27 protein-coding genes are annotated in these 26,064 nt (G+C 74.7%); 16 read left to right on the top strand and 11 right to left on the bottom strand.

Going from position 1 to position 26,064, the window contains the following annotated elements:
* Window positions 1–58: 58 nt before the first annotated feature.
* Window positions 59–637, bottom strand: coding sequence for a hypothetical protein (locus AB0R04_RS09915; RefSeq protein WP_363369767.1), 579 nt, complete (start codon window positions 635–637; stop codon window positions 59–61).
* Window positions 638–900: 263 nt separating this feature from the next.
* On the opposite strand from AB0R04_RS09915, the gene AB0R04_RS09910 reads away from it, so the two are divergent.
* Complete coding sequence (locus AB0R04_RS09910) at window positions 901–2,064, top strand: acyl-CoA dehydrogenase family protein (RefSeq protein ID WP_363369693.1); 1,164 nt, start codon at window positions 901–903, stop codon at window positions 2,062–2,064.
* Window positions 2,065–2,183: 119 nt separating this feature from the next.
* On the opposite strand, the gene AB0R04_RS09905 is transcribed toward AB0R04_RS09910, so the two are convergent.
* Complete coding sequence (locus AB0R04_RS09905) at window positions 2,184–2,639, bottom strand: hypothetical protein (protein WP_363369691.1); 456 nt, start codon at window positions 2,637–2,639, stop codon at window positions 2,184–2,186.
* Between the two features lie 229 nt (window positions 2,640–2,868).
* On the opposite strand from AB0R04_RS09905, the gene AB0R04_RS09900 reads away from it, so the two are divergent.
* The 5 genes from AB0R04_RS09900 to fxsA all read left to right on the top strand — a co-directional run bounded on the left by AB0R04_RS09900 (window position 2,869) and on the right by fxsA (window position 7,528).
* The gene (locus AB0R04_RS09900) at window positions 2,869–3,309 is read left to right on the top strand and encodes an Lrp/AsnC family transcriptional regulator (RefSeq protein WP_045694655.1); all 441 of its coding nucleotides are present in this window, start codon (window positions 2,869–2,871) and stop codon (window positions 3,307–3,309) included.
* A gap of 31 nt (window positions 3,310–3,340) precedes the next feature.
* The gene (locus tag AB0R04_RS09895; protein ID WP_363369689.1) at window positions 3,341–4,954 is read left to right on the top strand and encodes an amidohydrolase; all 1,614 of its coding nucleotides are present in this window, start codon (window positions 3,341–3,343) and stop codon (window positions 4,952–4,954) included.
* A gap of 48 nt (window positions 4,955–5,002) precedes the next feature.
* Window positions 5,003–5,152 (top strand): hypothetical protein, encoded by a 150-nt coding sequence (locus AB0R04_RS09890; RefSeq protein WP_159398347.1) that lies wholly within the window; start codon window positions 5,003–5,005, stop codon window positions 5,150–5,152.
* Between the two features lie 101 nt (window positions 5,153–5,253).
* Window positions 5,254–6,894, top strand: a complete 1,641-nt coding sequence (gene lnt / locus AB0R04_RS09885; protein ID WP_363369687.1) for an apolipoprotein N-acyltransferase — start codon at window positions 5,254–5,256, stop codon at window positions 6,892–6,894.
* 55 nt (window positions 6,895–6,949) lie between these two features.
* Window positions 6,950–7,528, top strand: coding sequence for an FxsA family membrane protein (gene fxsA / locus AB0R04_RS09880; RefSeq protein WP_063346461.1), 579 nt, complete (start codon window positions 6,950–6,952; stop codon window positions 7,526–7,528).
* A gap of 111 nt (window positions 7,529–7,639) precedes the next feature.
* Here the strand turns inward: fxsA and AB0R04_RS09875 are convergent, their stop codons facing one another.
* From AB0R04_RS09875 to AB0R04_RS09865, 3 genes are all read right to left on the bottom strand, one after another.
* Window positions 7,640–8,014: an RNA polymerase-binding protein RbpA gene (locus AB0R04_RS09875; RefSeq protein WP_030306127.1), complete on the bottom strand. Its 375-nt coding sequence runs from the start codon at window positions 8,012–8,014 to the stop codon at window positions 7,640–7,642.
* Between the two features lie 275 nt (window positions 8,015–8,289).
* A complete protein-coding gene (locus AB0R04_RS09870) occupies window positions 8,290–9,906 on the bottom strand; it encodes a hypothetical protein (protein WP_363369685.1) in 1,617 nt (538 codons plus the stop codon).
* Between the two features lie 127 nt (window positions 9,907–10,033).
* A complete protein-coding gene (locus AB0R04_RS09865) occupies window positions 10,034–10,228 on the bottom strand; it encodes a hypothetical protein (protein WP_063346460.1) in 195 nt (64 codons plus the stop codon).
* A gap of 417 nt (window positions 10,229–10,645) precedes the next feature.
* Between AB0R04_RS09865 and AB0R04_RS09860 the strand changes: the two genes are divergently transcribed.
* The 4 genes from AB0R04_RS09860 to AB0R04_RS09845 all read left to right on the top strand — a co-directional run bounded on the left by AB0R04_RS09860 (window position 10,646) and on the right by AB0R04_RS09845 (window position 13,338).
* On the top strand, window positions 10,646–11,071 hold the full coding sequence (locus tag AB0R04_RS09860; protein WP_363369683.1) for an ankyrin repeat domain-containing protein: 426 nt from the start codon (window positions 10,646–10,648) through the stop codon (window positions 11,069–11,071).
* A 23-nt stretch (window positions 11,072–11,094) separates the two neighbouring features.
* On the top strand, window positions 11,095–11,607 hold the full coding sequence (locus AB0R04_RS09855; protein WP_363369681.1) for a GNAT family N-acetyltransferase: 513 nt from the start codon (window positions 11,095–11,097) through the stop codon (window positions 11,605–11,607).
* Window positions 11,608–11,653: 46 nt separating this feature from the next.
* The gene (locus AB0R04_RS09850; RefSeq protein WP_363369679.1) at window positions 11,654–12,727 is read left to right on the top strand and encodes a serine hydrolase domain-containing protein; all 1,074 of its coding nucleotides are present in this window, start codon (window positions 11,654–11,656) and stop codon (window positions 12,725–12,727) included.
* Window positions 12,728–12,840: 113 nt separating this feature from the next.
* On the top strand, window positions 12,841–13,338 hold the full coding sequence (locus AB0R04_RS09845) for an NUDIX hydrolase (RefSeq protein WP_363369678.1): 498 nt from the start codon (window positions 12,841–12,843) through the stop codon (window positions 13,336–13,338).
* A 33-nt stretch (window positions 13,339–13,371) separates the two neighbouring features.
* Here the strand turns inward: AB0R04_RS09845 and AB0R04_RS09840 are convergent, their stop codons facing one another.
* The 3 genes from AB0R04_RS09840 to AB0R04_RS09830 form a co-directional block, all read right to left on the bottom strand.
* Complete coding sequence (locus AB0R04_RS09840; protein WP_363369676.1) at window positions 13,372–14,022, bottom strand: vitamin K epoxide reductase family protein; 651 nt, start codon at window positions 14,020–14,022, stop codon at window positions 13,372–13,374.
* A gap of 68 nt (window positions 14,023–14,090) precedes the next feature.
* A complete protein-coding gene (locus AB0R04_RS09835) occupies window positions 14,091–14,912 on the bottom strand; it encodes a thioredoxin domain-containing protein (RefSeq protein WP_063346454.1) in 822 nt (273 codons plus the stop codon).
* Window positions 14,913–15,049: 137 nt separating this feature from the next.
* Entirely contained in the window at window positions 15,050–15,724 is a 675-nt protein-coding gene (locus AB0R04_RS09830; RefSeq protein WP_363369673.1) for a hypothetical protein, read from the bottom strand.
* 286 nt (window positions 15,725–16,010) lie between these two features.
* On the opposite strand from AB0R04_RS09830, the gene AB0R04_RS09825 reads away from it, so the two are divergent.
* The gene (locus AB0R04_RS09825) at window positions 16,011–16,898 is read left to right on the top strand and encodes a CHAD domain-containing protein (RefSeq protein WP_363369671.1); all 888 of its coding nucleotides are present in this window, start codon (window positions 16,011–16,013) and stop codon (window positions 16,896–16,898) included.
* A gap of 7 nt (window positions 16,899–16,905) precedes the next feature.
* Here the strand turns inward: AB0R04_RS09825 and AB0R04_RS09820 are convergent, their stop codons facing one another.
* Complete coding sequence (locus AB0R04_RS09820; protein WP_363369669.1) at window positions 16,906–17,757, bottom strand: helix-turn-helix transcriptional regulator; 852 nt, start codon at window positions 17,755–17,757, stop codon at window positions 16,906–16,908.
* Between the two features lie 147 nt (window positions 17,758–17,904).
* Here AB0R04_RS09820 and AB0R04_RS09815 point away from each other — a divergent pair, with 147 nt between their 5' ends.
* Complete coding sequence (locus tag AB0R04_RS09815; protein WP_363369667.1) at window positions 17,905–18,678, top strand: SDR family oxidoreductase; 774 nt, start codon at window positions 17,905–17,907, stop codon at window positions 18,676–18,678.
* A gap of 78 nt (window positions 18,679–18,756) precedes the next feature.
* Here AB0R04_RS09815 and AB0R04_RS09810 read toward each other — a convergent pair whose 3' ends face one another.
* The gene (locus AB0R04_RS09810) at window positions 18,757–19,536 is read right to left on the bottom strand and encodes a uracil-DNA glycosylase (RefSeq protein ID WP_363369665.1); all 780 of its coding nucleotides are present in this window, start codon (window positions 19,534–19,536) and stop codon (window positions 18,757–18,759) included.
* Between the two features lie 150 nt (window positions 19,537–19,686).
* Between AB0R04_RS09810 and AB0R04_RS09805 the strand changes: the two genes are divergently transcribed.
* From AB0R04_RS09805 to AB0R04_RS09790, 4 genes are all read left to right on the top strand, one after another.
* Window positions 19,687–20,604, top strand: coding sequence for a PIG-L family deacetylase (locus tag AB0R04_RS09805; protein WP_363369663.1), 918 nt, complete (start codon window positions 19,687–19,689; stop codon window positions 20,602–20,604).
* Window positions 20,605–20,983: 379 nt separating this feature from the next.
* The gene (locus AB0R04_RS09800; protein WP_363369661.1) at window positions 20,984–21,955 is read left to right on the top strand and encodes a slipin family protein; all 972 of its coding nucleotides are present in this window, start codon (window positions 20,984–20,986) and stop codon (window positions 21,953–21,955) included.
* 78 nt (window positions 21,956–22,033) lie between these two features.
* A complete protein-coding gene (locus tag AB0R04_RS09795) occupies window positions 22,034–22,492 on the top strand; it encodes a CBS domain-containing protein (RefSeq protein WP_363369659.1) in 459 nt (152 codons plus the stop codon).
* Between the two features lie 67 nt (window positions 22,493–22,559).
* Window positions 22,560–23,066 (top strand): hypothetical protein, encoded by a 507-nt coding sequence (locus AB0R04_RS09790; RefSeq protein WP_363369657.1) that lies wholly within the window; start codon window positions 22,560–22,562, stop codon window positions 23,064–23,066.
* On the opposite strand, the gene AB0R04_RS09785 is transcribed toward AB0R04_RS09790, so the two are convergent.
* A complete protein-coding gene (locus tag AB0R04_RS09785; RefSeq protein ID WP_363369655.1) occupies window positions 23,063–25,984 on the bottom strand; it encodes an FAD-binding and (Fe-S)-binding domain-containing protein in 2,922 nt (973 codons plus the stop codon). The genes AB0R04_RS09790 and AB0R04_RS09785 overlap by 4 nt on opposite strands.
* Window positions 25,985–26,064 lie beyond the last annotated feature (80 nt).

Genomic DNA, 26,064 nt, shown 5'->3' with positions numbered 1-26,064 from the left:
GGCCGAAACATCCCGTTCCGGCGGCTGAGGAGAACCTAAATCCTGGTGACAGTGCAGGTCAAGGGCTTGTTGAAGGTTCACCCACGGTGCCCGGCGTGATTCGTCCGGTCACCCCGTCGACCCGCGTCCCGGCGAACGGACGGCTCGGATCCGCGGCGAAATGCGCCGATTCGGCCCGCGCCCAGCCGGCCCAGAACTCGGCCAGATCCGGCCCGTCCCGCTGCTCGCCGCGCCGCCGGGCCGAGGCGGCGTCCAACTCCAGCCAGATCACCCGGGCCAGCCACGGCCGCACCGCCCGCCGCCCGGCGCCGACGCCCTCCACCAGTACCACCGGGGCGACCGGCACCGCGGCCGTGCCCGCGAAACGGCGCAGCGTCCAGTCGTACACCCGGTACGCGCCGTCCCGGCCGGCCGCCAGTGGCTCCAGCACCTGTTCGCGCAGCCGCCCGGTCCAGCCGAAGGGCTCGGCGTGGGTGGCCAGGTCGTCGAGGTGGACCACCGGCGCCCCGCCGAGCGCCGCCGCCAGCCGCCCGGCGAAGGTCGTCTTGCCCGAGCCCGCGTGCCCGTCCACCGCGACCAGCCGCACCGGCCCGCAGGAGGGCGGCAGCGCGCGCAGCTCCGCCGCGAGCGAGGCCACCGCGCAGCCGGGAACGGGCGAAAGGGCGGGGGAAAGGGGTCGGGAAGCAGCCACAACGGCAACCCTACGGTGCCGTAGCCCGCCAGTCCGTCCAGTTACTCCTGAGTGATCGTGACGGCGGCGCGGGTTTCCGGCATACTCGCATCGCCATGCCTGTGAACGGCCGTTCACCGTAATCCGGTGCCGGTCGGGCCGACCTGCCACACCCGCGCCGGACCAGCCACACCACGCTCCGGTGCCCGATCGAGGAGGCGACCGCCGCCATGACCCCGTCCCCAGTGAAAGCCGTGGAGCGCCAGCTGCCCAGCGAGGAGGCCCACGAGCTGCTGAGCCTCACCCGGGACCTGGTCCAGCGCGAGCTGCAGCCCCGCGCGGCCGAGGACGAGGCCGCCGACCGCTTCCCGCGGGAGGTCTTCCGCACCCTCGGCGAGGCCGGCCTGCTCTCCCTCCCCTACGACGAGAAGTACGGCGGCGGCGGGCAGCCCTACGAGGTGTACCTGCAGGTGCTGGAGGAGCTGGCGGCCGGCTGGCTGGCCGTCGGCCTCGGGGTGAGCGTGCACACCCTCTCCTGCCACGCGCTGGCCGGCTTCGGCACCGAGGAGCAGCGCGGCCGGTGGCTGCCCGGAATGCTCTCCGGCGAGCAGCTCGGCGCCTACTGCCTCTCCGAACCGCAGTCCGGCTCGGACGCGGCCGCGCTGCGCACCCGCGCCGACCTCGACGGCGACGCGTACGTGGTCAACGGCACCAAGGCGTGGATCACCCACGGCGGCCGGGCGGACTTCTACAGCGCCCTGGTGCGCACCGGCGACGAGGGCTCCAAGGGCATCAGCTGCCTGCTCGTCCCGGGCGACGTGCAGGGCCTGTCGGCCGCCCCGCCGGAGCACAAGATGGGCATGCGCTCCTCGCCGACCGCGCAGCTGCACTTCGACGGCGCCCGGGTCGCCCGTGACCGGCTGATCGGCGAGGAGGGCCAGGGCTTCCAGATCGCGCTCGCCGCACTGGACTCCGGCCGCCTCGGCATCGCCGCCTGCGCGGTCGGCGTCGCCCAGGCCGCGCTCGACCTCGCGGTCGACTACGCGCGCACCCGCCGCCAGTTCGGCCGCCCGATCGCCGAGTTCCAGGGCCTGTCCTTCATGCTCGCCGACATGGCCACCCAGATCGAGGCCGGGCGGGCGCTCTACCTGTCCGCCGCCCGGCTGCGGGACGCGGGCCTGCCGTTCTCCAAGGAGGCGGCGATGGCCAAGCTGTTCTGCACCGACGCCGTGATGCGGGTGACCACCGACGCGGTCCAGGTCCTCGGCGGCTACGGCTACACGCAGGACTTCCCGGCCGAGCGCTACATGCGCGAGGCGAAGGTGCTGCAGATCGTCGAGGGCACCAACCAGATCCAGCGCCTGGTGATCGGCCGCCACCTCACCAAGGGCTGAGCCCCCCACACCAAGGGCTGAGCCCCCCACAAACGGCCTCCGGCCGTCACTCCAGGGTGCGGAGTGACGGCCGGAGGCGTCTTCGTCTCTGCGTCAACCCGCCTGCGCGGGCCAGTGGATCAGCGCCGGACCAGGCGGCGGCGCTGCTCGGGGAGGACGGCCGGGGCGACGACGGCGGTCCGCGTCGGCCGGTGCGCCACCGCGTGCGAGAACGGCTGGGTGCGCCAGTCGAGTTCGGTGGGGAGCCTGAACAGCGCGTCGAGCCCGGCCGGCTGGTCGTCCTCCGGGGTCTCCACCTCGGCGAGGTCGTCGGTCGGCGTGCCCGAACCCGGGCACAGCGCGGGGGCGAAGGGGTTCCAGGCGGTCGGCAGCAGCGCGTGCTGCGGCAGCCGCTCCTCGTCGGCCACCAGGGCGATCGGGCGGCGGCACTCGGGGCAGTGCACCCGGAAGATGTCCCAGGTCTCGGCCTCGCCCGGGTCGATGCCCGGGACGTGGCCGTGATCGACCGCGAGGTCGTCGCGGCCGGTCGTATCGTCGGTGTCGTCGGCGCCCAGGGCACGCTGGTCAGTCGGCATGAGGATCCCCCTCGGATCGGGCCCGGCGTGGTCGCCCGGGGCCACAACCAGCACTTCCCTCCGATTCGGGCTCATAACCCTGCGGTCCGGTGCACCGTGATGCACCGGGTGTGTCCTTGGCCACATCCACTGCCACATTCGCCTGGCATTTGCCCGCGTGACACCTGCGGGCACCCGATGTGACACCGCGTGCGCCCCCCGTGCCCCCGACCGGGTAGGTTTGCGCACTGTGGAGGATCTCGACCAACGCATCGTCCAGCTGCTCCTAGAGGACGGCCGGATGAGCTACACGGACCTGGGCAAGGCCACCGGCCTGTCCACCTCGGCGGTGCACCAGCGGGTGCGCCGCCTCGAACAGCGCGGGGTGATCCGCGGCTACACCGCGATCATCGACCCCGACGCCGTCGACCTGGCGCTGACCGCGTTCATCTCGGTCAAGCCCTTCGACCCCAGCGCCCCGGACGACACCCCCGAACGGCTGGCCGGCCTGCCCGAGATCGAGGCCTGCCACAGCGTCGCCGGCGACGAGAACTACATCCTCAAGGTGCGCGTCGGCGCCCCCGGCGACCTGGAGGACCTGCTCGCCCGCATCCGCAGCGCCGCCGGCGTCTCCACCCGCACCACCGTCGTCCTCTCCACCCCCTACGAAGCGCGACCCCCGAAGCTCTGAGGACGAACCCCGCAGGTGCAGACTTAGCGGCATGACCGAACGCACTTCCCGGACCGTCCTGCTGCGCGGCGGCGCCGTCTACAGCCCCGCCGACCCCTTCGCCACCGCGATGCTCGTCGAGGGCGAGCACATCGCCTGGGTCGGCAGCGACGGCGCCGCCGAGGCGTACGCCGCCGCAGCCGACGAGATCGTCGAGCTGGACGGCGCCCTGGTCACCCCCGCCTTCGTCGACGCCCACGTGCACGCCACCGCCACCGGCCTGGCGCTCACCGGCCTCGACCTCACCGGCAGCCCCTCGCTGGCCGCCGCCCTCGCCGCCGTCACCGCCTTCGTCGACGCCCGCCCCGAGCCCGGCGGGGTGCTCATCGGCCACGGCTGGGACGAGACCGGCTGGCCCGAGGGCCGCCCGCCCACGCTCGCCGAACTCGACGCCGCCGCCCGCGGCGCCGCGCTCTACCTCTCCCGCACCGACGTGCACTCCGCGCTCGCCACCACCGCGCTGCGCAGCCTCGCCCCCGGCCTGGCCGAGCGCCCCGGCCACACCGCCGACGGCCCGCTCACCAAGGACGCCCACCACGCCGTCCGGCAGACCGCGCTCGCCCACCTCACCCCCGAGCAGCGCGGCCGAGCCCAGCGCGCCACCCTCGCCCGCGCCGCCGAACTCGGCATCGGCGCGCTGCACGAGTGCGCCGGCCCGGAGATCTCCTCCGAGGCCGACCTGGCCGCCCTGCTGGCCCTCGCCGCCGAGGGCGAAGGCCCCGAAGTCTTCGGCTACTGGGGCGAGTTGGGCGGCGTCGAGACGGCCCGCCGGCTCGGCGCGGTGGGCGCCGGCGGCGACCTCTTCGCGGACGGCGCGCTGGGCTCGCACACCGCCTGCCTGCACACCCCCTACGCCGACGCCGAGCACACCGGCACCGCCTACCTGACCGCCGAGCAGGTCGCCGACCACGTCGCCGCCTGCACCGAGGCCGGGCTCCAGGCCGGCTTCCACGCCATCGGCGACGCGGCCGTGGCCGCCGTCCTGGACGGCGTCCGGGCGGCCGGGGAGCGGGTCGGCGCCGGGCGGGTCAGGGCGCTGCGCCACCGCGTCGAGCACGCCGAGGCGCTGGACGACAAGTCCGTCGCCGCCTTCGCCGAGCTCGGCCTCACCGCCTCCGTCCAGCCCGCCTTCGACGCCGCCTGGGGCGGCCCGGACGGCATGTACGTCCAGCGCCTCGGCGCCGAGCGGGCCGCCAGGCTCAACCCCTTCGCCGCCCTGCTGCGGGCCGGCGTGCCGCTGGCCTTCGGCTCGGACGCCCCGGTCACCCCGCTCGACCCCTGGGGCACCGTCCGCGCGGCCGCCTTCCACCAGACCCTGGACCACCGGATCTCCGTCCGCGCGGCCTTCACCGCACACACCCGCGGCGGCTGGCGCGCGATCGGCCGCGACCAGGACGGCGTGCTCGTGCCCGGCGCCGTCGCCAGCTACGCGATCTGGGCCGCCGACGAACTGGTCGTCCAGGCCCCCGACTCCCGGGTGGCGGGCTGGTCCACCGACCCGCGCTCCGGCACTCCGGGCCTGCCCGACCTCACCCCCGGCCACCCGCTGCCGGCCTGCCTGCGCACCGTCGTCCGCGGCCGCACCGTCCACCGGGCCGCCGAGTAGCGCCGAGCAGGCCCGCATCAACCCAGCTGAAGCGGCGGCCCGGCGTCCGTGGGTCGACCCCAGGACGACCGCCCCGCCGGCTTCACCGACCCCCGCGAGCTGCTCGCCCCGGACTTCCGCCCGGAACCCCTGGGCGAGCAGCACGACGCCTCCGACGGGGGCGTGTGTGGCAAGGCCCGCCGGGCCGTGAGCCGCTGACCCTGCTACCACCCTGACCTCACGCTTCCCTGACCGTCCGGGGTACCTTCTTCGGACAGCGTCCGAACAGCAAGATCCAGGAAGATGGTGCGCCGGTGGCCATGCCCGTCACCCAGGAGCGGCCCGGGGCCGCACCCGAACCGGCGGAGTCGGCGCCCAGGCCCGGCCGGGCCGCCCGTGCCGTCGCCAAGGTCCGGGCGGGCCTTCCCCGCACCGGCCTCGCGGCCCTGGCGGGCCTGCTGCTCGCACTCGCCTTCCCGCCCTTCGACCTGTGGCCGCTGTCGCTGCTCGGCGTCGCCGCGCTGTCCCTGCTCACCCGGGGCCGCACCGTCCGCCAGGCGGCCTGGACGGGCTTCGCCTTCGGCCTGCCGTTCTTCCTGATGCTGCTCAGCTGGCTGCGGGTGGTCGGCTGGGACGCGACGGTCGGCCTGTCGGTCGTGGAGGCGCTGTTCCTGGCCGTCCTCGGCGGCGGCCTGGCCCTCACCTCCCGGCTGCCGGCCTGGCCGCTCTGGGCGGCCTGCCTGTGGATCACCCAGGAGTGGGCGCGCGACCGGCTGCCGTTCGGCGGCTTCCCGTGGGGGCGGCTGGCCTTCGCCAACACCGCGACCCCGTTCACGCCGCTGGCCGCGCTCGGCGGCGCACCGCTGGTGACCTTCGCGGTCGCCCTCTCGGGCGCCCTGCTCGCCGGCGCCGCGCTGCGCCTGCGCGGGCCGCGCAGGACGCCCCGGGCCGCCGCGCTGGCGGGGCTGGGTGCGGTGGCCGCGCTGCTGGCCGGGTACCTGGTGCCGGTGCCGACCGCGCCGGCCGACACCGTCAAGGTCGCCATAGTCCAGGGCAACGTGCCCAACCCGGGCATGGACTTCCTGGGCCGCCCGATGATGGTCCTCAACAACCACGCGGTGGCGACCGAGCGGCTGGCCGCGGACATCGCCGCCGGCAAGGTCGAGCGCCCCGACATCGTGATCTGGCCGGAGAACTCCTCCGACCTGGACCCGTTCAGCGACCCGCTCGCCTACCAGCGCATCGACCAGGCCGTGAAGACGGTCGGCGTGCCCACCCTGGTCGGCACCCTGGTGGACGGCCCGGACGCGCAGCACGTCCAGAACGAGGGCATCGTCTGGGACCCGAAGACCGGCCCCGGCGCCTCCTACACCAAGCAGCACCCCGTCCCGTTCGGCGAGTACGTGCCGTTCCGCGCCCAGCTGATGAAGGTGATCACCCGCCTCCAGCGGGTCGCCCGGGACTTCTACCCCGGCGACCACAACGGCGTCATGCAGCTCGGCCCGGCCCGGATCGGCGACGTGATCTGCTTCGAGGTCGCCTACGACGAGATCGTCCGCGACACCGTGGACAGCGGCGCCCGCGTCCTGGTGGTCCAGACCAACAACGCGACCTATGCCAAGACGGGCCAGCCCGAGCAGCAGCTCGCGATGAGCCGGCTGCGCGCGGTCGAGCACGGCCGGGCCGTGCTGATCGCCGCCACCAGCGGCATCAGCGCGGTGATCGCCCCGGACGGCACGGTCCAGCAGCGCACCGAGGAGCTGACCGCGGCCGAGCTGTCGGCGGTCGTCCCGCTGCGCGACGGCACCACGGTCGCCGACCGGGTCGGCGCCGCGCCGGAGTGGACGCTGGCCCTCGCAGGCCTGCTGGCCTGCGGCGCGGGCGTGCTGGTCGGCCGCCGACGGAAGGCCGGCGCCGGAACACCGGCCGCCGGGGAATCGTTGGACCAGGTGGTGCCGTAGCCGGCCCGGACCTCCCGTGCGGCGCGCAGAGCACTGCTTGGAGTGGATTCGTACCGTGACCCAGCAAGCTACCCCCGCCCGTCCGGCCCCGCGCGGCAAGCTCCGCCGGGTGCTGCCGCTGCTGATCACCGCCTGGCTGGTGCTGGAGATCTGGCTGCTGGTCCAAGTGGGCTCGTGGCTGGGTGGATTCGTCGTCGTGCTGCTGCTCATCGCGGGCGCGCTGATCGGCGGTTCGCTGATCAAGCGGGCCGGGCTGAAGGCGCTGTCCGCGGCGATCGAGCAGAGCAAGGACCCGAAGTCCGAGCAGCCCCAGACCGGCACCAGCCTGACGGTGCTGGCGGGCCTGCTGCTGATCGTCCCGGGCTTCCTGTCGGACCTGGTGGCGCTCACCCTGCTGTTCCCGCCCACCCGGGCGCTCTGGCGGGCCGGTGGCCGCCGGGTGGCCGACAAGGCGCTGCGCAGCACCGTCGCCGCCGGGGCGGACCCGTTCGCGGACGCGATGCGGCTGCAGGAGCAGCTGCGCATCCACCGCCCGGACGGCAAGGTGATCCAGGGCGAGGTGGTGGAGCCCGGCGACGGCCCGCGCGGTCCGCAGGGCCCGGACACCACGTACCGCCCGCCGATCTCGGGCTGACCGCCCCTCCCGTCCCGCGTTCCCGTCCCGGGGAACGCGAGGCGGGAACGCGAAAGGGACCCTGGTGACCAGGGTCCCTTTTCGCGTCCTCCCGCCGTGGCGGGAGCGAGGTCAGGCGCTCTTGCGGGTGTCCCGCGGGTGCACCGCGAGGTTCATTCCGCCGGAGCGGAGCACGGCCAGTCGCTCGGCCAGTACCTCCTCCAGTTCCTCACGGGTCCGGCGCTCCATCAGCATGTCCCAATGGGTACGCGTCGGCTTGACCTTCTTCTCTTCCGGCTCGTCGCCGTCGAGAAGTACCGCCTCCTGGCCACAGAAGCGGCATTCCCAGGCCTGGGGGATCTCCGCCTCGACCGAGAAAGGAACCTCGAATCGGTGTCCGTTCTGACATGCATACTCGACGGTCTGGCGGGGAGCCAGATCGATACCGCGGTCGGTCTCGTAGCTAGTGGCCCCGAGTCGCGTGCCGCGGAGAGCTCGCTCGCTCATGAATCGTGCCTCCCGGGCTTATAGCCCACAGGACTAGTGGTCGCTGTTCTTCGTCGTTCGGTCAACGCTCGGCTTCCGACGAAGATTCCCGTCCCGGGACATGCGTCGTCTGTCGTGCCGCCCCTGTTTGTACCCATCGGCGCCCGATTTGTCACATCTGGCCGCGGATATCACCCTAGGTGTCACCTATTTCACATCTGGTGATCGGTCGGCCTTTCCTGGACGAGCCTACCGGGACGGGATTCGACGAGCGCCGCCGCCCCCGTCCGCCGCGGTCAGGAGATCGGGCGGGAACGGATCATCGGCTCGCCCTTGGCGAGGTCGACCGGGTGGGCCCGGGGGGCCGGATCGGTCGGCAGGACCACCGGCGGGCGCTCCGGCCGGGGCGGCAGGTCGGCGGCGGCCTCGGTGCGGGTGTCGCGGTGCGGCAGCAGGGCGATCACCGCGTCCCGCAGCTGGGCCGGGGCCTCCTCGTCCAGCGGGTCGACGGTGGCGGGCACCTGGAGCCGGACGGGGGTGCTGTTGCCGATCCGGGCGTAGCCGCGGCCGGCGGGGGCGTGCGCGGCGGGCACGATGTCCAGCGGCGCGCCGAGCACGGCGTGGCCCTCCTCGGGGCCGGCGGGGCCGAGCAGCACCCGGGCCCGGGTGGTGGAGCGCACGGTCGCGGTGATCCGGCCCCTGGCCTCGACGTCGTCGGCGATCACCACGGTGACGCGGGCGGCGCGGCCGTGCCGCAGCGGCAGCTCCAGCAGGTCCTGCGGGTCCGGGCGGCCCTCGGCGTGGGCGAGCTCGCTCAGCTCGGTCGGGTGGTCCAGGAGCAGCCAGAGCGGGCGGGTGGCGTCCTCGGGCGGCGCGGTGCCGGCGTGCCGGGCGGCGTTCAGCGCGGCGAGCCGGCGCTCGGTCTCCTGGGAGGCCCACTCCAGCGCGGCCAGCGCGCCGTGCAGGCTGGTCTCCACGGTGTGCACGCCGGGCCGGTTGACCAGGCAGGCGTGCTCCCCGGTGCCCGCGCCGTCTACCACCACCAGGTCCCCGTACGGGAGCGCCTGGAGCGCGATCGAGCGGATCAGGCTGGAGGTGCCGTAGCCGGTGACGCCGAGCGCCAGCAGGTGCGGCTCGGCCGAGCGCGGGCCGGTGCGCCAGACGACCGGCGGCTGCTGGGCGATCGCGCCGCCCTGGAAGACCGGGATGGTCCGGGCGGTGCCGTCCTCGTCGGTGAAGCCGAGCACGATCTCGCCGGGGGCGGCCACGAAGCGCTGGGCGACGATGTCGGCGGGCAGCGGGGTGAGCGCGGCGATCCGCAGCCGGTTGGACTCCTCGTCCCAGTCGAAGCGGTACTCCCGGGCCCGGCCGGCCTTGCCCTGGACGACCTGCTCGATCCGGGCCCGCGCGGTCGGCTCGGTGTCGGTGAAGTACGCCGGGTAGCCGAGTTCCAGCCGGGAGAGCCGGCCCTCGTCGTCGAACTCCCAGGAGCCGAAGGCGCGCTTGTAGTGGCCCTCGTAGTGGTACAGCGGGTTGGCGTCCTCGGGGCCGCACAGGTACGGCGTGAGCGCCGCGTAGAGCGCTCCGAGCTTGATGTCGGCGACGTCCGGGGCGGGTGGGGCGGGTGCCGGCTTGGGGGCCCGGCCGGTCCAGGCGGAGCTGGCCATCAGGGCGATCAGGGCGAACAGCAGGCCGTGCGGCAGCAGGTAGACGCCGACCAGCATCGCGGCGGCGAGGAACAGCGTCGGGCCGCGGCGCTCCTTCGGGGTGGCGTTCCAGCGGTCCTTGGCCCAGCCCGCGTGGTGGCGCAGTCCGCGGCCGATCACGGAGAGCGGGGCGAACATGTCGGAGGCGTGGTCCCCGGCGGTTCGGGCGATCTCGCGGCCCTTGCTGAGGTGGCGTTGGAGCGGCATTCCTTGACTCCCCGGGCGAGTGGGACGGGTCGGGTGGCGGGGGCGGAGCCGGTACGACGGGACCCGGGGCGGTGGGATCCGCGCCCGGGCCCGTGCGGGGGAGTGGCAGCGCCTGGAACGTGGACCGCTAGAACTTGAGGCCGCCGAGCAGGCTCGCCAGGCTGGCGCCGCCGGCGGTGATGCTCGGGGCGATCGAGGAACCGGCGACGTAGAAGCCGAAGAGGGCGCAGACGACGGCGTGGGAGACCTTTAGCCCGTCCCTGCGGAAGAACAGAAAGGCGATGGTGCCGAACAGGACGATGCCGGAAATCGAGAGGATCACGTTCTGCTCCTCGGGGAGGGGGGACGGGGACGGTGTTACGGAAAGTGCGCTAATCGTGACAAAAAGTAATAGATGATGGAACGGTGCAAATGGGTGGTTTCCCGTTCAACGTCGCCCTGGAGTTCGGGCGAAGGCGGGCGGACCGGCCGGGGTGGGGCCGTGTCCCGCGCAGTTCCAGTGCGGCGAGGCATTCCCGCCGGGTGGGCGGGAGGTTTCCGGGGGGTCGGGGAAGTTCGCCCGGATGGCCGCCGTTCGAGGGCCGCCATCCGCCATCCGGATGCGCGCTGGCCCGGCCCGGCACCCGGCCGCTACGGTGCGGTACGCGCAGCTCCTCCAGCCGCACTCCGCCACCGCGGCTCCGCCACCCGCAGAACCCGCAAAGCCCGCAGGACCCACAGACCGGAAAGGCCGCCCGCCATGACCGACGCCGCCAGCCAGCAGCCCGCCGACGCCCCCGGCGCCCCCGACGCCGAGGTGGTCGCCCTGGCCGGAAAGCTCTTCGACGCCGCCCGTGCCGGCGAGACCGACACCCTGGCCGCCTACGTGGATGCCGGTGCGCCCGCCAACCTCACCAACGACCGCGGCGACACCCTGCTCATGCTCGCCGCCTACCACGGCCACGCCGCCACCGTCGAAGCCCTGCTGGCGCGCGGCGCCGACCCGAACCGCGCCAACGACCGCGGCCAGACCCCGCTCGCCGGCGCCGTCTTCAAGGGCGCCGAGGACGTGCTGACCGTCCTGCTGGACGGCGGCGCCGACCCCACCGCCGGCACCCCGAACGCCGTCGACACCGCACGGATGTTCGGCAAGAACGAGCTGGTCGCCCGTTTCGAGACCCGCTGATCCAGGTCGTAGGCTCTTCCCTCATGAAGAGCACCACCATGGAGGCCGGAACCGTCGAGTTCCGCGTCACCGGCTACGCCCACCCCGACGCCCAGGCCCTGTCGGCGGAGGTACAACAGGAGTACGTCCGCCGCTACGGCGACCCCGACGAGACCGTGCTGCACCTCGACGACTTCGACTCGCCGGCCGGCCTGTTCCTGATCGCCTACCTCGACGGCCGGCCGGTCGCCTGCGGGGGTTGGCGGGCCAAGCAGGCCGGGCCGGACGGGCTGCGCGACGGCGATGTCGAGCTGAAGCGGATGTTCGTGGTCCCCGCCGCCCGCGGCCGTGGCCTGGCTCGGGCGGTGCTGCGCCGCCTGGAGCAGACCGCCACCGAGGCCGGACGCACCCGCGTCATCCTGGAGACCGGCACCGAGCAGCCCGAGGCCGTGGCGCTGTACGGGTCCGAGGGGTACGCGGCGATCCGGAAGTTCGGCATCTACCGCGATCACCCGCAGAGCATCTGCCTCGGCAAGGAACTGCCCGCGGCGGCCTGACCGGCCCGCCCGGCGGGTAGGCTCACGACACCTCTGAGGGGGGACGATGAGCCAGCAACCGCCAGGAGCCGACCGGCTCCCCGCCCTGGCCGCGCCCGGCGGGGAGCTGGACCGGCTGGTCCGGGGCGGCGTGCGCACCGTCGGGGCCGGCGCCGTCTGGGCCGTCGGCGATGCCGGAGGGGCGCTCGGCGGCGGCGCGCACGGCGTGCTCGGGCAGGGCCCGTACGCTCGGCTCGCCCCCGGGCCGGACACCCGGTACGACCTCGCCAGCCTCACCAAGATCGTCGCCCTCTGGCCCTGCGCCGGAGTGCTCCGGCAGGCCGGGCGGCTCCCGCTCGACGAACCGCTCGGCCGCTGGTGGCCGCCCGCCTCCGGGCACCCCGTCGGCGTGGTGACGGTCCGTCAACTCCTCGCGCACACCGCCGGAATGCTCCCGCGCACCGGATTCGAGCAGCTCTACGGGCGCGACCTCGCGGCGATCCGGGCCGGGGTGGTCGCCGCCCCGCTGCACCGCGCGCCCGGCACGGCCGTCGAGTACACCGACCGCGCCGCCGTCCTGCTCGGCTACCTCGTCGAGGACCTTGGCGGCGCGCCGCTGGACGAGCTCGCCAGCCGCTGGATCTGGCGGCCGCTCGCCATGGCCGACACCCGGTACGGGCCGCTCGGCCCCGCCGACACCGCCCGCACCGCGCCCACCGAGTACGACCCGCAGGCCGGGAGCCACCTGTGCGGCGTCGTCCACGACCCCTCGGCCCGGCTGCTCGGCGGCGTCTGCGGCAACGCCGGGGCCTTCTCCACCGCCCGCGACCTCGCCCGCTTCCTCGCCGCGCTGCTCGCCCCGCCGCCCCAACTGCCCTGGGGCGAGGCCTGGATCGCCGAGTCGCTGCGCGAACAGACCGGCGGTCTCGCCCCCGCCCGCGGCCTGTCCTGGCTGCACGCCCCCGGCACCGACCCCGCCGAGGGCACCTTCGTCCACTACGGCTTCACCGGCACCGGCATCTGGATCTCCCGGCGGCTCGGCCGCTGGGCGCTGCTGCTCACCAACAAGGTCCACTACGACCGCGGCATCCAGCCGCTCACCGACCTGCGCAACGCCTACCGGCGGGCGGTCTTCGGGTAGGAGCTCTCGTGCGTCGAGTACCCGATCGGGTGGATTAGGTACGAACCGCCGGATCCGGCACGGGGGTTGCGGCAGAGTGGCCACCGCGACGGGGCACCGGCGGAGGAGGCGCGATGACGGACACCTGGCTCTCGGAACAGGACTGGCTGGCCGGGCTGCTGCGCGCCTACGTCGGCTGCAGCGTGCTGCTCACCGGCGAAGGCGGCGACGTCCTGCTGCTGAAGGCCAGTTACCGCGCCCAGTGGCAGTTCCCCGGCGGCGGGATGGACCCGGGCGAGGGCCCCGCCGAATGCGCCGCCCGCGAACTGCGCGAGGAGACCGGGCTGGTGGCCGGCGAGCTGCGGCTGCTCGTCGTCGAGTGGCGTGATCCGATCCCGGGCCAGGGCGAACACGCCCACCCCGCCGTGCAGTTCATGTTCGACGGCGGAACGGTCGCGGCCGACGCGACCATCCGGGTGCAGGCCGAGGAGATCGCCGAGTACGGGTACTTCACCCCCGCCCGGGCGGCCGCACTGCTGCACCCCTGCGCGGCGCGCCGGCTCACCCGGGCCCTGGCGGCCCGGCGCACCGGCGCCACCGCGCTGCTGCACTCCACGGGGTACGTCGGCTGACGATCCGTCAAATGCTCACGTCTGTCGAGTCCGTCAGGCCAGCGTGCTCCAGTAGTACCAGAACCGGTTGAGGATCAGCAGCGCGATCACCGCCGCCCACAGCACCGGCACCGCCCAGTGGTAGCGCGCCGCCTCCCGCACGACCGGTCGCAGCCGCGGACCCACCGGGATCACCCCCGTCCGGAGGTTGTGCAGCGTCGTGTACCAGAACAGCACCACCACCGTCGCCCACACCACCATGCAGTACGGGCACAGCGCGCCGATCCGGTACAGCGCCTCGTCGATCAGCCAGTGCACGAACACCACACCCAGCAGGGTGCCCGTGTGCAGGCCCAGCCAGAACCAGCGCCGGTAGGCGGCACCGGCCAGCAGCCCCGCCCCGACCGCCGCCAGCGCGCCGAAGGCGGCCAGCCCGAGCAGCGGGTTCGGGAAACCGAAGACCTCCGCCTGCTCGGTGCGCATCACCGAACCGCAGCTGATCACCGGATTGAGGTTGCAACTGGGGACGTAGGACGGGTTCTCCAGGATGCGGAGCTTGTCGAAGGTCAGGACGGCCGAGGCGGCCAGCCCGATCAGCCCGCCGAGGAACAGCAGCAGGGAGAACGCCCGGCCCGCGCCGACCGGCGCACGGCCGGCGTCGCCGGGGGCGGGAGGGGAGAGGTGCACAGAGGTAGCGGCGGTCATGGCAGCACACTCCGGTGGCTGGGAGGAGCCGGCCCGGCCGGGGTTCGGCCGGGCCGGTGGTGCCCTGTTTACTTCAGGCCGGCGGCCTGCTTCACCTGGGCGGTGAACTGCTCCGGCGTCACCGTGGACTGGCCGCTGAACAGCGTGATCGGCTTGCCGTCCACCTTGACCGTCGGGGTGCCCGTCACCCCGCTGCCGTTGAACGCCTCCGCGACCTTCGCCGCCCACGGCGCGTACGTCTTGTCGGTGACGGCCTTCACGAAGGCGTCCGTCTTCAGCCCGGGCACCTGGCCGGCCAGGTCGAGGATGTGGTTGACGTTGCCGAAGTCGTCCTTCCGCTCGTCGGGCTGGTTGGCGTACAGCACGTCGTGGAACTGCTTGAACTTGTCCACGCCCTCGTTCAGCGCGGCGCCCGCGGCGGCCAGCGCGGTGCGCGAGCCCTTGCCGCCGAGGGCGTTGTCCAGGAACGCCGCCAGGTGGAACTCCACCTTGACCGAGCCGTCCTCGGTCAGCTTCTTGACCGCCTCGCCGTTCGCCGCCTCGAAGTGCTTGCAGACCGGGCAGCGGAAGTCCTCGTACACCTCCATGGTGTGCGGGGCGTCGGCCTTGCCGTAGGTGATCACCGTGCCGTCCGGGCCGGAGGCGTTCGCCGGGACGACCAGCTCCGTCGGCGCGGCCGCATCGGCCGCCGCCGTCGAGTCCTTCTTGCCGGACGCCGAGTTGATCGCGACCGCCGCTCCGCCCGCGAGGGCGAGCACCGCGACGGCGGACACCGCCACGACGATCCGCTGGCGGCGCTTCGAGGCCGCCTGCTCGATGCGCTGCGCCTCCTGGATCCGCTCACGGGCACTGATGCGCTTGGCCTGCTGCTTGCTGGGGGTCTGAGCCATGGAAGGCAACTCCTGTACGCGGCGCGCGGATGCGCGCGGGAAACCGCACCGGGTGCGGCGGGATCGAGTGAACGCGGGAGTTGTGCGCGCTGCCTGCGGACGAACGTGCGCGGCGGCCCCGAAAGGCCTAGGGCGGGTCAGCAGGCAGGCGCGAGAACCGGCGGACCACGCCGGGGAGCCGGGCTCAGCACCACGTCCTCGCGGCGCGGCCGCTCGCGGTCCGACACCGGCAGCGGCACCCGCAGCACCGGCCGAACCGGAGCCGGGAGCAGCAGCAGGACCAGGGCGCGCAACGGGCGGGCCAGCGACTGGCGCAGTGCGCGCAGCGACCGGGCCAGGCCCGACAGGGCCGCGTCGCCCAGCCGCAGCCAGGCCGCGGCGGCCATCGCGATCACCAGGTGCACCAGCAGGAGCAGCACCTGGGTCGCCGCCGGGGCCAGCGGCCCCACATGGCCCAGCGGACCGGCCAGCAGCGACCCGTCCACCGAACCGCCGCCACACACCAGCAGGTTCACACCGCGCGCGGGCACGTGCTCGGACAGGATCGGCCCACAGCCGGCCTGCCCCAGGTTGAACGTCGTGTTGAGCAGCAGCTCGACCGGCACCAGCACGCTGGAGATGTGCAGCAGCCGCCGCTCCCCGCCGGCCAGCGCGGCCGCGACCAGGAAGACGACGGCGGTCGCGGCCGCCACCAGCGAGAGCGGCAGCGGGCGACCCGTGATGACCACCTGGCCCAGCGCGGACAGCGGCACGGCGAGCGCGGTGAACACCGCGGCCCGCAGGGCCCTGATCGCATGGGTGGAGGTCGTCACGTCCCGGAGTATGCCACGACGCTTACATCCGGCACGAGGGCGCGTACCCGGGGAGTGGAAGCGTTGCCCGCCGGAGGCCGTTCGTTCACCCGCCTGACGCCCGCTCAGCCGGGACCGCTTCGCCGGTCGTGCGGGTCGGGGCCGTGTGCGCCGCGCAGCCGTCCCGGGCCTGGCTCGTCCCCGTCCCGGGCCTGCTCGTTCCTGTCGCGGTCCTGGTCGTCGTCGTGCGCCCGGACCCGTAGCCTGGAAGGCGTTCCCGGCGACCCCGATGAGGGGGTGAGCGCTCATGGCGCGACCGACCACCACGGTGGGGCAGGTGCTGCTGGACCGCCTCGGCGCCCAGGCGGCGGTACTGGCCGGCCTCGACGACGCCGTCCGGGCGGACGAACCGGACGCGGTGCACCGGATGCGGGTCGCCTGCCGGCGGCTGCGCAGCGCCCTGCGGACCTTCCGGCGGCTGTTCGCCCCCGGGGCCACCGACCACCTGGTCGCCGAACTGCGCTGGCTCGCGGCCGCCCTCGGCCGCGCCCGGGACGGCGAGGTGCTCGCCGAGCGGCTGGCCGCCCAGGCCCGGGCACTGCCCGCCGCCTGCCGGCCGGAGCGGGTCGCGGCGGAGCTGGAGCGGTGGGGGCGGGTCGAGTACCGGCAGGCCTGGCCCGAGGTGCTCGCGGCCCTCGACAGCCCGCGCCGCCGCGCCCTCGCCGACGCCCTCGCCACCCTCCTCGCCGACCCCCCGCTGCGCCGCCGGGCCGGCCGTGACGCCGTCCCCGAGCTGGCCCGGATCGCCGAGCGCGAGCAGCACCGCACCGGCGAGCGCGTCCGGGCGGCCCTCGACGCCGGGGCCGGGCCCGCCGAGCAGCGCGACCGAGCCCTGCACGAGGCCCGCAAGGCCGCCAAACGCGCCCGCTACGCCGGCGAGACCGCCGCCCCGGCGGTCGGCGCGGCCGCCGAGCGGTACACGGACCGGATGAAGGCCGTCCAGGAACTGCTCGGCGAGCACCAGGACGCGGTGGTCGCCGCCGACACCCTCGCCGGGCAGGCCGCCGACAGCGGCGAGCCCTTCGGCCTCGGGGCGCTCTACGCCCGCCAGCTCACCGCCGCCGAGACGGCCCGGGCCCGGCTGCCCCAGGTGTGGGCCCGGGCGGCGGGGCGCAAGCTGCCGCGGTTCGGCTAGGCCCAACCTAGAACGGCGCCGCGTGGGCCGGGGCCGCGTCGTGGGCGGCGGCGAAGGCGTGGCGGGCGCGGCTGCCGGGTGGGGCGAGGCAGGCGAAGACGTACCGGCCCTCCTCGGGCAGGGCGAGCACGGTGTAGTCCAGGACGTCGGTGTCCAGTGCCGGGTGGCGGATGTGGAGCCGGCCGGGGCCGGGCGGGCCGGCCCGGTGGCGGTCCCACAATGCGGCGAAGGCCGGGCTGTCCGAGGACATCCGGCGGACCAGGCGGGTGAGCCCGCGATCGCCGGGGCGGTCCGCGTGGTGGGCGCGCAGCGAGGCGACGAGGTCCGCGCCGATCGAGCCGGTGGCCGCGAGGTTGCCCTGCGAGCGGTCCCCGTACGGGCAGCAGAACACCTGCCAGAGCAGGTTGCGCTCGTGGGGCGGGCGCCGTTCCGGCCAGGCCATCAGCAGGGCGGCCGGGCGGTTCCAGGCGAGGAGTTCGAAGGTCGGGCCGGTGACGAAGGCGGGCGCGGCGTCCAGAGTGTCCAGCAGCGCCAGGGTGGTGGCGGAGACGGCTGGCGGCTCGGGCGGCGCCCCGGCCGGTACGCGGTGCCGGGCGGCCAGCCGGTGCAGGTAGGCGCGCTCCGCCCCGGCCAGTTGCAGGGCCTCGGCGATGCCGTCGAGGACCGGGCCGGTGGGCACCCGCTGGCGGCCCTGTTCCAGCCGGGCGTAGTAGTCGGCGGAGATGCCCGCGCGGGCCGCCACCTCCTCGCGGCGCAGCCCGGGCGTCCGGCGGCGCCCGGCCGGGGGCAGGCCCGCCTCGGCGGGCGCGAGGCGGGCGCGGCGGGCGCGCAGGAACGCGCCCAGCGGGGTCTCGGGCATGCGGTCACGCTGCCACAGCCGGGCGGGGTTAGCCAGGACCTGGCCGTCCCTGGCTGGCCCGTCCCCGGTCGGCTGGTCCCTGGTCGGCCCGTCCCCGGGAAGGGCTGGCCGCTGGTGGCCCGGGCGGGGCGCCGGGAGGCTCGCCGCATGGGACTTCTCGACGACAAGGTCACGATCGTCACCGGGGCCGGGCGCGGCATCGGTGCAGCCGCCGCCCGGCTGTTCGCCCGGGAGGGCGCGCTGCTGGTGCTGGCCGCCCGCTCCGCCGCCGAGGTGGAGGCGCTGGCCGCCGAGCTGCGGGCCGGCGGGGCTCGGGCGGTGGCCGTCTCCGCCGACCTGACCACCGCGGAGGGCGCCGAGCGGACGGTCGAGGCGGCGCTCACGACGTACGGCCGGCTGGACGCGGCCTTCGACAACGCGGGCTCCGGCCTGTCGCCGGCCCCGCTCGCCGAGCGCTCCGAGGCCGAGTGGGACGACACCCATGCGCTCAACCTGCGCGGCAGCTGGCTCTGCCTGCGGGCCCAGCTGCGGGCGATGGCGGCGGGCGGTCGGGGCGGCGCGGTGGTGCTCAACTCCGGGGTGGGCGCGCTGGTCGGCGGCTTCGGGGACGGCGTCCAGCAGGCCGCCAAGCACGGCCTGACCGGTCTGGTGAAGGCGGCCACCGCCGACTACGCCCGGCACGGCATCCGGGTCAACGCCGTCGCGCCCGGCGTGGTGCGGACGCCCTCGACGGAGCAGTTCTTCGCGTCCGGCCCGGAGTTCGACGCCCTGGTGGTCCGCTCCACCCCGCTGGGCCGGGCGGGCTCGGACACCGAGATCGCGGAGGCGGCGGCCTGGCTGCTGAGCGACCGGGCGTCGTACGTGGCCGGGGTGACCCTGCCGGTGGACGGCGGGATCACCGCGACCCGGCGGTTCGACTGAGTGCGGGCCCGGTCGACCAGGAGCCTGGCTGGTTGGGGCGGGTCCGGCGGCACCGTACGGGGGTCGGTGCCGTCGGGCCTACTCCGGCGCCGGTTCCAGCCCGGCCGACCGGGCGGCGGTGCGGAGCAGGGCGCGGAGCATGGGGGTGGTGAGGCGGCCGGTGTTGGTGTTGCGCGGGCTCACGTGGTAGCAGCCGTACAACTGGAGGGCAGGGCCGCCGTCGGTGGCGGGGAGGACGGCCAGGGCGCCGTGGCCGAAGGCGGGGCGGGGCCGGGGGACCTGCCAGCCGGCCTGCGCGAGGGCGGGCAGGAGGGCCTGCCAGGCGAAGCCGCCGAGGGCGACGACGGTCCGTACGGTGGGGCGCAGCAACTGGAGTTCGCGGGTGATCCAGGGGCGGCAGGTGTCGCGTTCGGCGGTGCTGGGCTTGTTGTCGGGCGGGGCGCAGCGGACCGGGTCGGTGATGCGGACGCCGTGCAGGTGCAGGCCGTCGCCGTACCGGACGGACTCGGGGCGGTTGGCGAGCCCGAGGTCGTAGAGCGCCGCGTAGAGCAGGTCGCCGGACGGGTCGCCGGTGAAGATCCGGCCGGTGCGGTTGGCGCCGTGGGCGGCGGGGGCGAGGCCGACCAGGACGAGCGGGGCGTCGGGCGGGCCGAAGCCGGGGATCGGGCGGGCCCAGTAGTCCCAGTCCAGGTAGGCGCGGCGCTTGGTGCGGGCGGTCTCCTCGCGCCACTGGACCAGGCGTGGGCAGGCCCGGCAGCCGGTGACGACGCGGTCCAGCGCGGTGAGCGAGGTGGTGCGGGCGGCGGCCTCGGCGGGGTGGCGGGGGTGGCCGGGGTCGTCGGCGGCGGACTGCGGCATGGCCACGATCCTAGGTCCTGTCCGGCCGCACCCGCTGGGCGGTCTGGACGGCGGCCTGGTTGAACCGCCGGGTGACGGTGGCCCGTCGACCGGGTTGGGCCCGGTGATCGGGGCGGTGGCGAGAAGGTCCGGTGGGACCGGGAGGCAGCAATGGTGGAGAACGGGTACGCGGGTCCGTCTCGACGGCAGGTCCTGACGGCCGGCGCGCTGGCCGGCGCGACGGTGCTGAGTTCCGGCATGTGGGCGACCGAGGCGTCGGCGGCGGCACCGCCGGCGATCTTCTACTCGCCGCACCAGGACGACGAGGCGTTGGGCCTGGCCGGGGCGATCCTGGAGCACAAGGCGGCCAGCCGGCCGGTGTACCTCGTGCTGGTGACACGGGGAGAGAACGACGGGCTGGCGAAGCTGATGAACACCGATCCCTGCCCGCTGACCACAGGCTCGGACCGGCACCCCTGCGCGGCCGGCGGCCACCACGGGGTGAACTGGCCGACCGACGGCAGCAGCAAGATCGTCCCTTGCCGGACGGCCGAGTTCATGGCCTCTGCCGCCACCCTCGGGGTCGACAAGGTGATCAACCTGAAGATCGTCGACTCCCCCTACGGGGGGCCCGATGCCTTCGCCCGGTTCGTCGCCACGGTCAAGTCGAAGATCGCGTCCATCGCGCGGCAGTACCCGGGCGCCTCGCACAAGTTCACCGCGGGCTGGCTGGAGATCACCGACACCCACAAGGCGATCGCCGACGCGGCCGTGCAACTGGCCCGCGAGGGCAAGCTCACCGACGTGCGCTTCAATTTCGTCTACGCCTACGACCAGCCGCTCGGCTCCCGTGCGAACGGTGCCGCCTACGTGCTGGACATCCCTGCCGCGCACATGGCGACCAAGCGCAACGCCATCTACTGCTACAACACCTGGGCCCCGTCCCGGAACCTCTACGCGCTCGGCTACCACAGCGTCCCGAACAAGCTGGAGTCCGCGCACAACGACCCGCACGAGTACGTCTTCACCCTCCCCAACAACTCGTACCAGTTCGGGAGCATCACGGCCCCGCACCCGGAGTGGTCGTAACAGAACAGGGCCGGGGTCGGGCTGTCGGCGGACGGCCCGACCCGGACTCCCGCTCAACCCCGCGGGACGAACCGGTCACCACCGCCCCACCGATCCCCGAGCGGGTGATCGTCTCGTAGCGACGTTCGAGGCCGGACAACCCCCGACCCCCACCACAGGACCTGACAAAGCCCTCCTAGGGCTCGCGCTGGGCTCGCACCGGGCCCGCATCGGCCGTGCACCGAGCTCGTGCCGGGCCCGTATCGGCCCTGCGCCGGCCTGGCCGGGCAGGCGTAGCGTGGAATCAGCTGCTCCGGCGGCCCCCGGCTGGGCCGGGTCGGCGACGGCCGGGGCTGGCTGGTGCGCGAGGAGGCCTCGCCGAGGCCGCAAGGAGGCCGCGATGATCGTCGATGCGGTGCTGGGTGCCATCGGGGGGCTGGTCGGGCTGGGGGCGATCTGGGCGGGCCTGAGCGTCCGGGTCGTCCAGCAGTTCCAGAAGGGAGTGGTGTTCCGCTTCGGCCGGGTGCGCCGGGAGGTGCGCGAGCCCGGGCTGGTGGGGCTGCTGCCGATCGCGGACAAGCTGCGCAAGGTGAACGTGCAGATCGTGACGATGCCGATCCCGGCACAGGAGGGCATCACCCGGGACAACGTGACCGTCCGGGTGGACGCGGTGGTGTACTTCCGGGTCGAGGACCCGGTGAAGGCGATCGTCAACGTGCAGGACTACAACTTCGCGATCTCCCAGGTGGCGCAGACCTCGCTGCGCTCGATCATCGGCAAGAGCGAGCTGGACGACCTGCTGGCCAACCGCGAACCGATCAACCAGGGGCTGGAGTTGATGATCGACAGCCCGGCGCTGGGCTGGGGCATCGAGATCGACCGGGTGGAGATCAAGGACGTCGCGCTGCCGGAGTCGATGAAGCGCTCGATCGCGCGGCAGGCGGAGGCCGAGCGGGAGCGGCGGGCGCGGATCATCACGGCGGACGGTGAGTTCCAGGCCTCGGCCCGGTTGTCGGAGGCGGCGGCGGTGATGAGCGCGACCCCGGCGGCGCTCCAACTGCGGCTGCTGCAGACGGTGGTGGAGGTGGCGGCGGAGAAGAACTCTACGCTGGTGCTGCCCTTCCCGGTGGAGCTGCTGCGCTTCCTGGACAGCGCGACGGACAACCAGCAGCGGGCCGCGGTGAATGCCGCGGCGGCAGCGGCGAAGGCCACCGAACGGGCCGCCGTGGAGCGGGAGGAGGCGGCGAAGGCGGAGGTCGAGCAGGACAGCTCGAAGCACGAACTCCCGCCGCTGGAGGAATTGTTGGACCAGTCGCCGGTGCCGGACGCGGACGCGCCGGGCGGGCGCGCGGAGCCGGACCAGGCGGCCTGACCGGCGCCCGGTGGCGGCCTCCGCGGGCCCGGACCAGGATGGACAGGGGGGCGGGAAGCCAGGCCAGGAGGCGGGATCATGACCAGAGCCAGCGACATCATGCACCCGGGCGCGGAGTGCATCCGCGAGCACGAGACGCTCGCCGCCGCCGCCCGGATCATGCGGGAACGGCACGTCGGCGCGCTGCCCATCTGCGGGGAGGACGACAAACTGCTGGGCATCGTGACCGACCGCGACATCGTGCTGCGCTGCGTCGCCGAGGGCCGGGACCCGGCCGGGGTGACGGCGGGCGAGCTGGCCCTGGGCCGGCCGATGACGGTGGAGGCGGACGAGGACGCGGAGCAGGTGCTACGGGTGATGGAGCAGTACCGGGTGCGCCGGCTGCCGGTGATCAACCACCCGGAGCACAAGCTGGTCGGGATGATCAGCGAGGCGGACATCGCGCGCGGGCTGCCGCAGGCCCGGGTCGCGGAGTTCGTGTCGGCGGTCTGCGCGGAGGAGGCGCCCACGGAGGAGGCGGCCAAGGCCGGGGCCTGACGGCGGCGGATCGATCCGGGCGGTAACTTTGGTTGTCATGGGACGAATCGTTAACTATGGTTGTCGCATGACATCGATCGAGATCACCCCCGAGGAGCGGTCCGAGCTGGCCAGGGCGCTCGGTGACGCCCTGAACCCCCTTGCCAGGGCTGTTCGCTCGCGAGAGACCGGGCTGCCCGAGGACCGGATGTGGAACGCGGACCCGGCCGAGGTCGCGCTCTCCGTCCTCGCCACCTGGAAGGTGGTGGACATGGAGGTCAAGCGGCTGACCGCGATCGCGGCGGCGACCGCGGGCTCCTACGGCGCGAGCTACGAGCAACTGGGCGCGGCCTGGGGCATCACCCGGCAGGGTGCCCGGAAGAAGTGGCCGGAGGCCCGCCCGGCGGCGCCGCACGGCATGCTCGAACTGTTCGGCGGAACAGCCGAGTTGGAGCAGGAGGCGGAATCCGGCGACTGGCGCTGGGCGGGCGTCGGCGCCGACGGCGCGCGCGGCGCGGCCGACCGCGGCTACCCGACGAAGGAGGAGGCCGCGGCCCGCGCCGGGGCCTTCCTCGGCGAGCACGCCGCGTCCTAGGAACGCTCCCGAAGCGCCCGGGCGATCAGTTCCGCCAGGTGCAGGGCCTGGCGGCCCTGGGCGAGTTGGGCGATCTGGGTGCGGCAGCTGAAGCCGTCGGCCAGGACCACCGTGCCGGGGTCGGCGGCCCGGACCTCGGGGAGCAGGACGCGCTCGGCGATCGCCTCGGACACCTCGAAGTGGCCCCGTTCGAAGCCGAAGTTGCCGGCCAGGCCACAGCAGCCGGAGTCCAGCACCCGGTTGTGCAGGCCGAGCCGGGCCTCGACCCGGCGGTCGGCGGCGCTGCCGAGGACGGCGTGCTGGTGGCAGTGGGTCTGGGTGACGGCGTCCAGTGGGACCTGGGGGAGCGGGGCGTCGGGGGCGTACTGGTCGAGGAACTCGGCGAAGGTGCGGGTGCGTTCGGCGAGCGGGCGGCCGTCCGGGCCGAGCAGCCGGGGCAGGTCCTCGCGCAGGGCGGCGGTGCAGCTCGGGTCCATCCCGACCACCGGGGTGTCGGCGGGCAGCCCGGTGTCGTCCAGTGTCCGCAGGCTGCGCCGCAACACCCGGCGGGCGGTGCCGAGTTGGCCGGTGGAGTACCAGGTCAGGCCGCAGCAGACCGGGCCGGCGGGCAGCCGCACGTCGAAGCCCAGGTGCTCCAGCACCTCGACGGCGGAGCGCAGCACGTTCGGCTGGAGGTGGTCGGAGAAGGTGTCCGGCCACAGCAGCACCGGCCGTGCCCCCGCCGGGGCCGGGTGCGCGGCGCGGTGGCGGCGGTACCAGCGGGTGAAGGTCTCCGGCGGGAGGACCGGCAGCACCCGGCGCCGGTCGATCCCGCCGAGCAGCTTGAGCAGCCCGGCGGCCGGGGAGCGGGCGAGGGTGTTGGCGGCGCCGGGGGCGAGGGCGGCGGCCCGCAGCCAGAGCGGCAGCCAGCCCATCGAGTAGTGGGCGAGCGGTCGCGGGCGGTGCCGGTAGTGCTGGTGGAGGAACTCGGCCTTGTAGGTCGCCATGTCGACATGGACCGGGCAGTCGCTCGCGCAGCCCTTGCAGCTCAGGCAGAGGTCCAGGGCCTCCCGGACCTCCGTCGAGCGCCAGCCGTCGGCGATCGCCGCGCCGCCCTGGCGGCCGGGAGGTGCCGCCATGCCGCGCAGCATCTCGGCCAGCAGCCGGGCCCGGCCCCGGGTGGAGTGCCGCTCCTCGCCGGTGGCCATGTAGCTGGGGCACATCACCCCGGTGTTCGGGTCCACGCACTTGGCGACGCCGACGCAGCGGTGCACGGCCTTGGCCAGGCTGCCGCCGTCCTGCTCGTACGGGAGGGCGAGCGGCAGCGGGCGGCGCGGGGCGGTGACGAAGCGCAGGTCGGCGTCGAGCGGGCGCGGGTCGACCAGCGCCCCCGGGTTGAGCAGGTGCTCGGGATCCCAGATCCGTTTGAACTCGCCGAACAGGGCGATCACTTCGGGCGAGTACATCCGGGGCAGCAGCTCGCCGCGGGCCTGCCCGTCGCCGTGCTCGCCGGAGAGCGACCCGCCGTAGGAGACCACCAGGTCGGCGGCCTGCTCCAGGAACTCCCGGAAGACCAGCACCCCGGCGGGCTCGTCCAGCGGGAAGTCGATCCGCAGGTGCACGCAGCCGTCGCCGAAGTGCCCGTACGGCACGCCGCGCAGGCTGTGCCGGCGCAGCAGGGCGCGCAGGTCCCGCAGGTAGTCGCCGAGGCGCTCGGGCGGGACGGCGGAGTCCTCCCAGCCGGGCCAGGCCTCGCCGCCGCCGGGCAGCCGGGTGACGATGCCGGCGCCCGACTCCCGGACGGCCCAGAGCTGGCGCTGCTCGGCCGGGTCGGTGACGAGGGCGACGGAGGCGGAGCGCTCGCGGCGCACCGCGTCGGCGAGCCGGCGGGCCGCCTGGTAGGCCTCGACCGGGGTGGCGCCGCCGGTCTCCAGGAAGAGCCAGCACTCGCCCGCGGGCAGCCGGTCCAGCGCGGGCGGGCGGGGGCCGGCGGCGAGCAGTGCGGCGATCAGGTCGGCGGACATGCCCTCGGCGGTGAGCGGCCCCAGCGGCAGCAGCGCGGGGACGGCGTCGGCGGCGGCGCCCTCGTCGGGGTAGCCGGCCACCACCAGGGCGCGCGCGGGCGGCTCCTCGACCAGCCGGACGGTCGCGCCGAGCAGTAGCGCGCAGGTGCCCTCGGTGCCGGTGAGCGCGCGGGCCAGGTCGTGGCCGTGCTCGGGCAGCAGGGCGTCCAGCGGGTAGCCGGAGGTGCGGCGGGGCAGCGCGGGCAGGCCCTGGCGGATGGTGGCGAGGTTGCGGTCGGTGAACTCCTGGAGCTGCCGGTGGAGTTCGCCGGGCCGCCCGGGCAGGGCGCGGAGCGCGGCGCGATCCTGCGGGGTGAGCCGGCCGCCCACGGTCAGCTCGGTGCCGTCCGCGAGCAGCAGGTCCAGCCGCTCGACGTTGTCCGAGGTGCGTCCCCAGGCGAGCGAGTGCGAGCCGCAGGAGTCGTTGCCGATCATGCCGCCGAGGGTGCAGCGGCTGTGCGTGGACGGGTCGGGGCCGAAGCGCAGCCCGTACGGCCGGGCGGCGCGCTGGAGGTCGTCCAGCACGGTGCCCGGCTGGACCCGGGCGGTGCGGGCCTGCGGGTCGACGTCCAGGACGGCGCCGAGGTGGCGGCGGAAGTCCAGCACCACCGCGCCCGGGCCGATCGCCTGCCCGCCGATGCTGGTGCCCGCCCCGCGCGGCACCACCGGCACGCCGTACTGACGGCAGAGCGCGACGGCGGTGCGGACGTCGTCGAGGTCGGCGGGTTTGACCACGCCGAGCGGCAGCTGCCGGTAGTTGGACGCGTCGTGGCTGTAGACGGTCCGCTCGGCGGTGCCGAAGCGGACCTCCCCGCGCAGTACGGCGGCCAGTTCGCGGGCCAGCTCGGCCCCGGGGGCTGCGGACGGACGGCTCACCAGGGACCTCCGGGCGGGTGCGGCGACGGCTCCGGCCGATCATGGCAGCCGCGCGCCCGCAGGGGTACCGGCCACGACCG

The organism is Kitasatospora sp. NPDC056731, from assembly GCF_040687675.1.
In the GTDB taxonomy this organism is placed as follows: Bacteria; Actinomycetota; Actinomycetes; order Streptomycetales; family Streptomycetaceae; genus Kitasatospora.
Note: the sequence above shows the minus strand (reverse complement) of the source record. Positions and strands in the feature narration are given on the sequence as shown.

Bases quoted from the DNA above. Each gene is read 5' to 3' on its own strand.
- AB0R04_RS09805 (WP_363369663.1), top strand. From the start codon at position 19,687: ATGGTGGAGAACGGGTACGCGGGTCCGTCTCGACGGCAGGTCCTGACG.
- lnt (WP_363369687.1), top strand. From the start codon at position 5,254: ATGCCCGTCACCCAGGAGCGGCCCGGGGCCGCACCCGAACCGGCGGAG.
- AB0R04_RS09870 (WP_363369685.1), bottom strand. From the start codon at position 9,906: ATGCCGCTCCAACGCCACCTCAGCAAGGGCCGCGAGATCGCCCGAACC.
- AB0R04_RS09825 (WP_363369671.1), top strand. From the start codon at position 16,011: ATGGCGCGACCGACCACCACGGTGGGGCAGGTGCTGCTGGACCGCCTC.
- AB0R04_RS09820 (WP_363369669.1), bottom strand. From the start codon at position 17,757: ATGCCCGAGACCCCGCTGGGCGCGTTCCTGCGCGCCCGCCGCGCCCGC.
- AB0R04_RS09875 (WP_030306127.1), bottom strand. From the start codon at position 8,014: ATGAGCGAGCGAGCTCTCCGCGGCACGCGACTCGGGGCCACTAGCTAC.
- AB0R04_RS09800 (WP_363369661.1), top strand. From the start codon at position 20,984: ATGATCGTCGATGCGGTGCTGGGTGCCATCGGGGGGCTGGTCGGGCTG.
- AB0R04_RS09790 (WP_363369657.1), top strand. From the start codon at position 22,560: ATGACATCGATCGAGATCACCCCCGAGGAGCGGTCCGAGCTGGCCAGG.
- AB0R04_RS09910 (WP_363369693.1), top strand. From the start codon at position 901: ATGACCCCGTCCCCAGTGAAAGCCGTGGAGCGCCAGCTGCCCAGCGAG.
- AB0R04_RS09860 (WP_363369683.1), top strand. From the start codon at position 10,646: ATGACCGACGCCGCCAGCCAGCAGCCCGCCGACGCCCCCGGCGCCCCC.
- AB0R04_RS09810 (WP_363369665.1), bottom strand. From the start codon at position 19,536: ATGCCGCAGTCCGCCGCCGACGACCCCGGCCACCCCCGCCACCCCGCC.
- AB0R04_RS09845 (WP_363369678.1), top strand. From the start codon at position 12,841: ATGACGGACACCTGGCTCTCGGAACAGGACTGGCTGGCCGGGCTGCTG.
- AB0R04_RS09905 (WP_363369691.1), bottom strand. From the start codon at position 2,639: ATGCCGACTGACCAGCGTGCCCTGGGCGCCGACGACACCGACGATACG.
- AB0R04_RS09795 (WP_363369659.1), top strand. From the start codon at position 22,034: ATGACCAGAGCCAGCGACATCATGCACCCGGGCGCGGAGTGCATCCGC.
- AB0R04_RS09835 (WP_063346454.1), bottom strand. From the start codon at position 14,912: ATGGCTCAGACCCCCAGCAAGCAGCAGGCCAAGCGCATCAGTGCCCGT.
- AB0R04_RS09855 (WP_363369681.1), top strand. From the start codon at position 11,095: ATGAAGAGCACCACCATGGAGGCCGGAACCGTCGAGTTCCGCGTCACC.
- AB0R04_RS09815 (WP_363369667.1), top strand. From the start codon at position 17,905: ATGGGACTTCTCGACGACAAGGTCACGATCGTCACCGGGGCCGGGCGC.
- AB0R04_RS09840 (WP_363369676.1), bottom strand. From the start codon at position 14,022: ATGACCGCCGCTACCTCTGTGCACCTCTCCCCTCCCGCCCCCGGCGAC.
- AB0R04_RS09895 (WP_363369689.1), top strand. From the start codon at position 3,341: ATGACCGAACGCACTTCCCGGACCGTCCTGCTGCGCGGCGGCGCCGTC.
- AB0R04_RS09850 (WP_363369679.1), top strand. From the start codon at position 11,654: ATGAGCCAGCAACCGCCAGGAGCCGACCGGCTCCCCGCCCTGGCCGCG.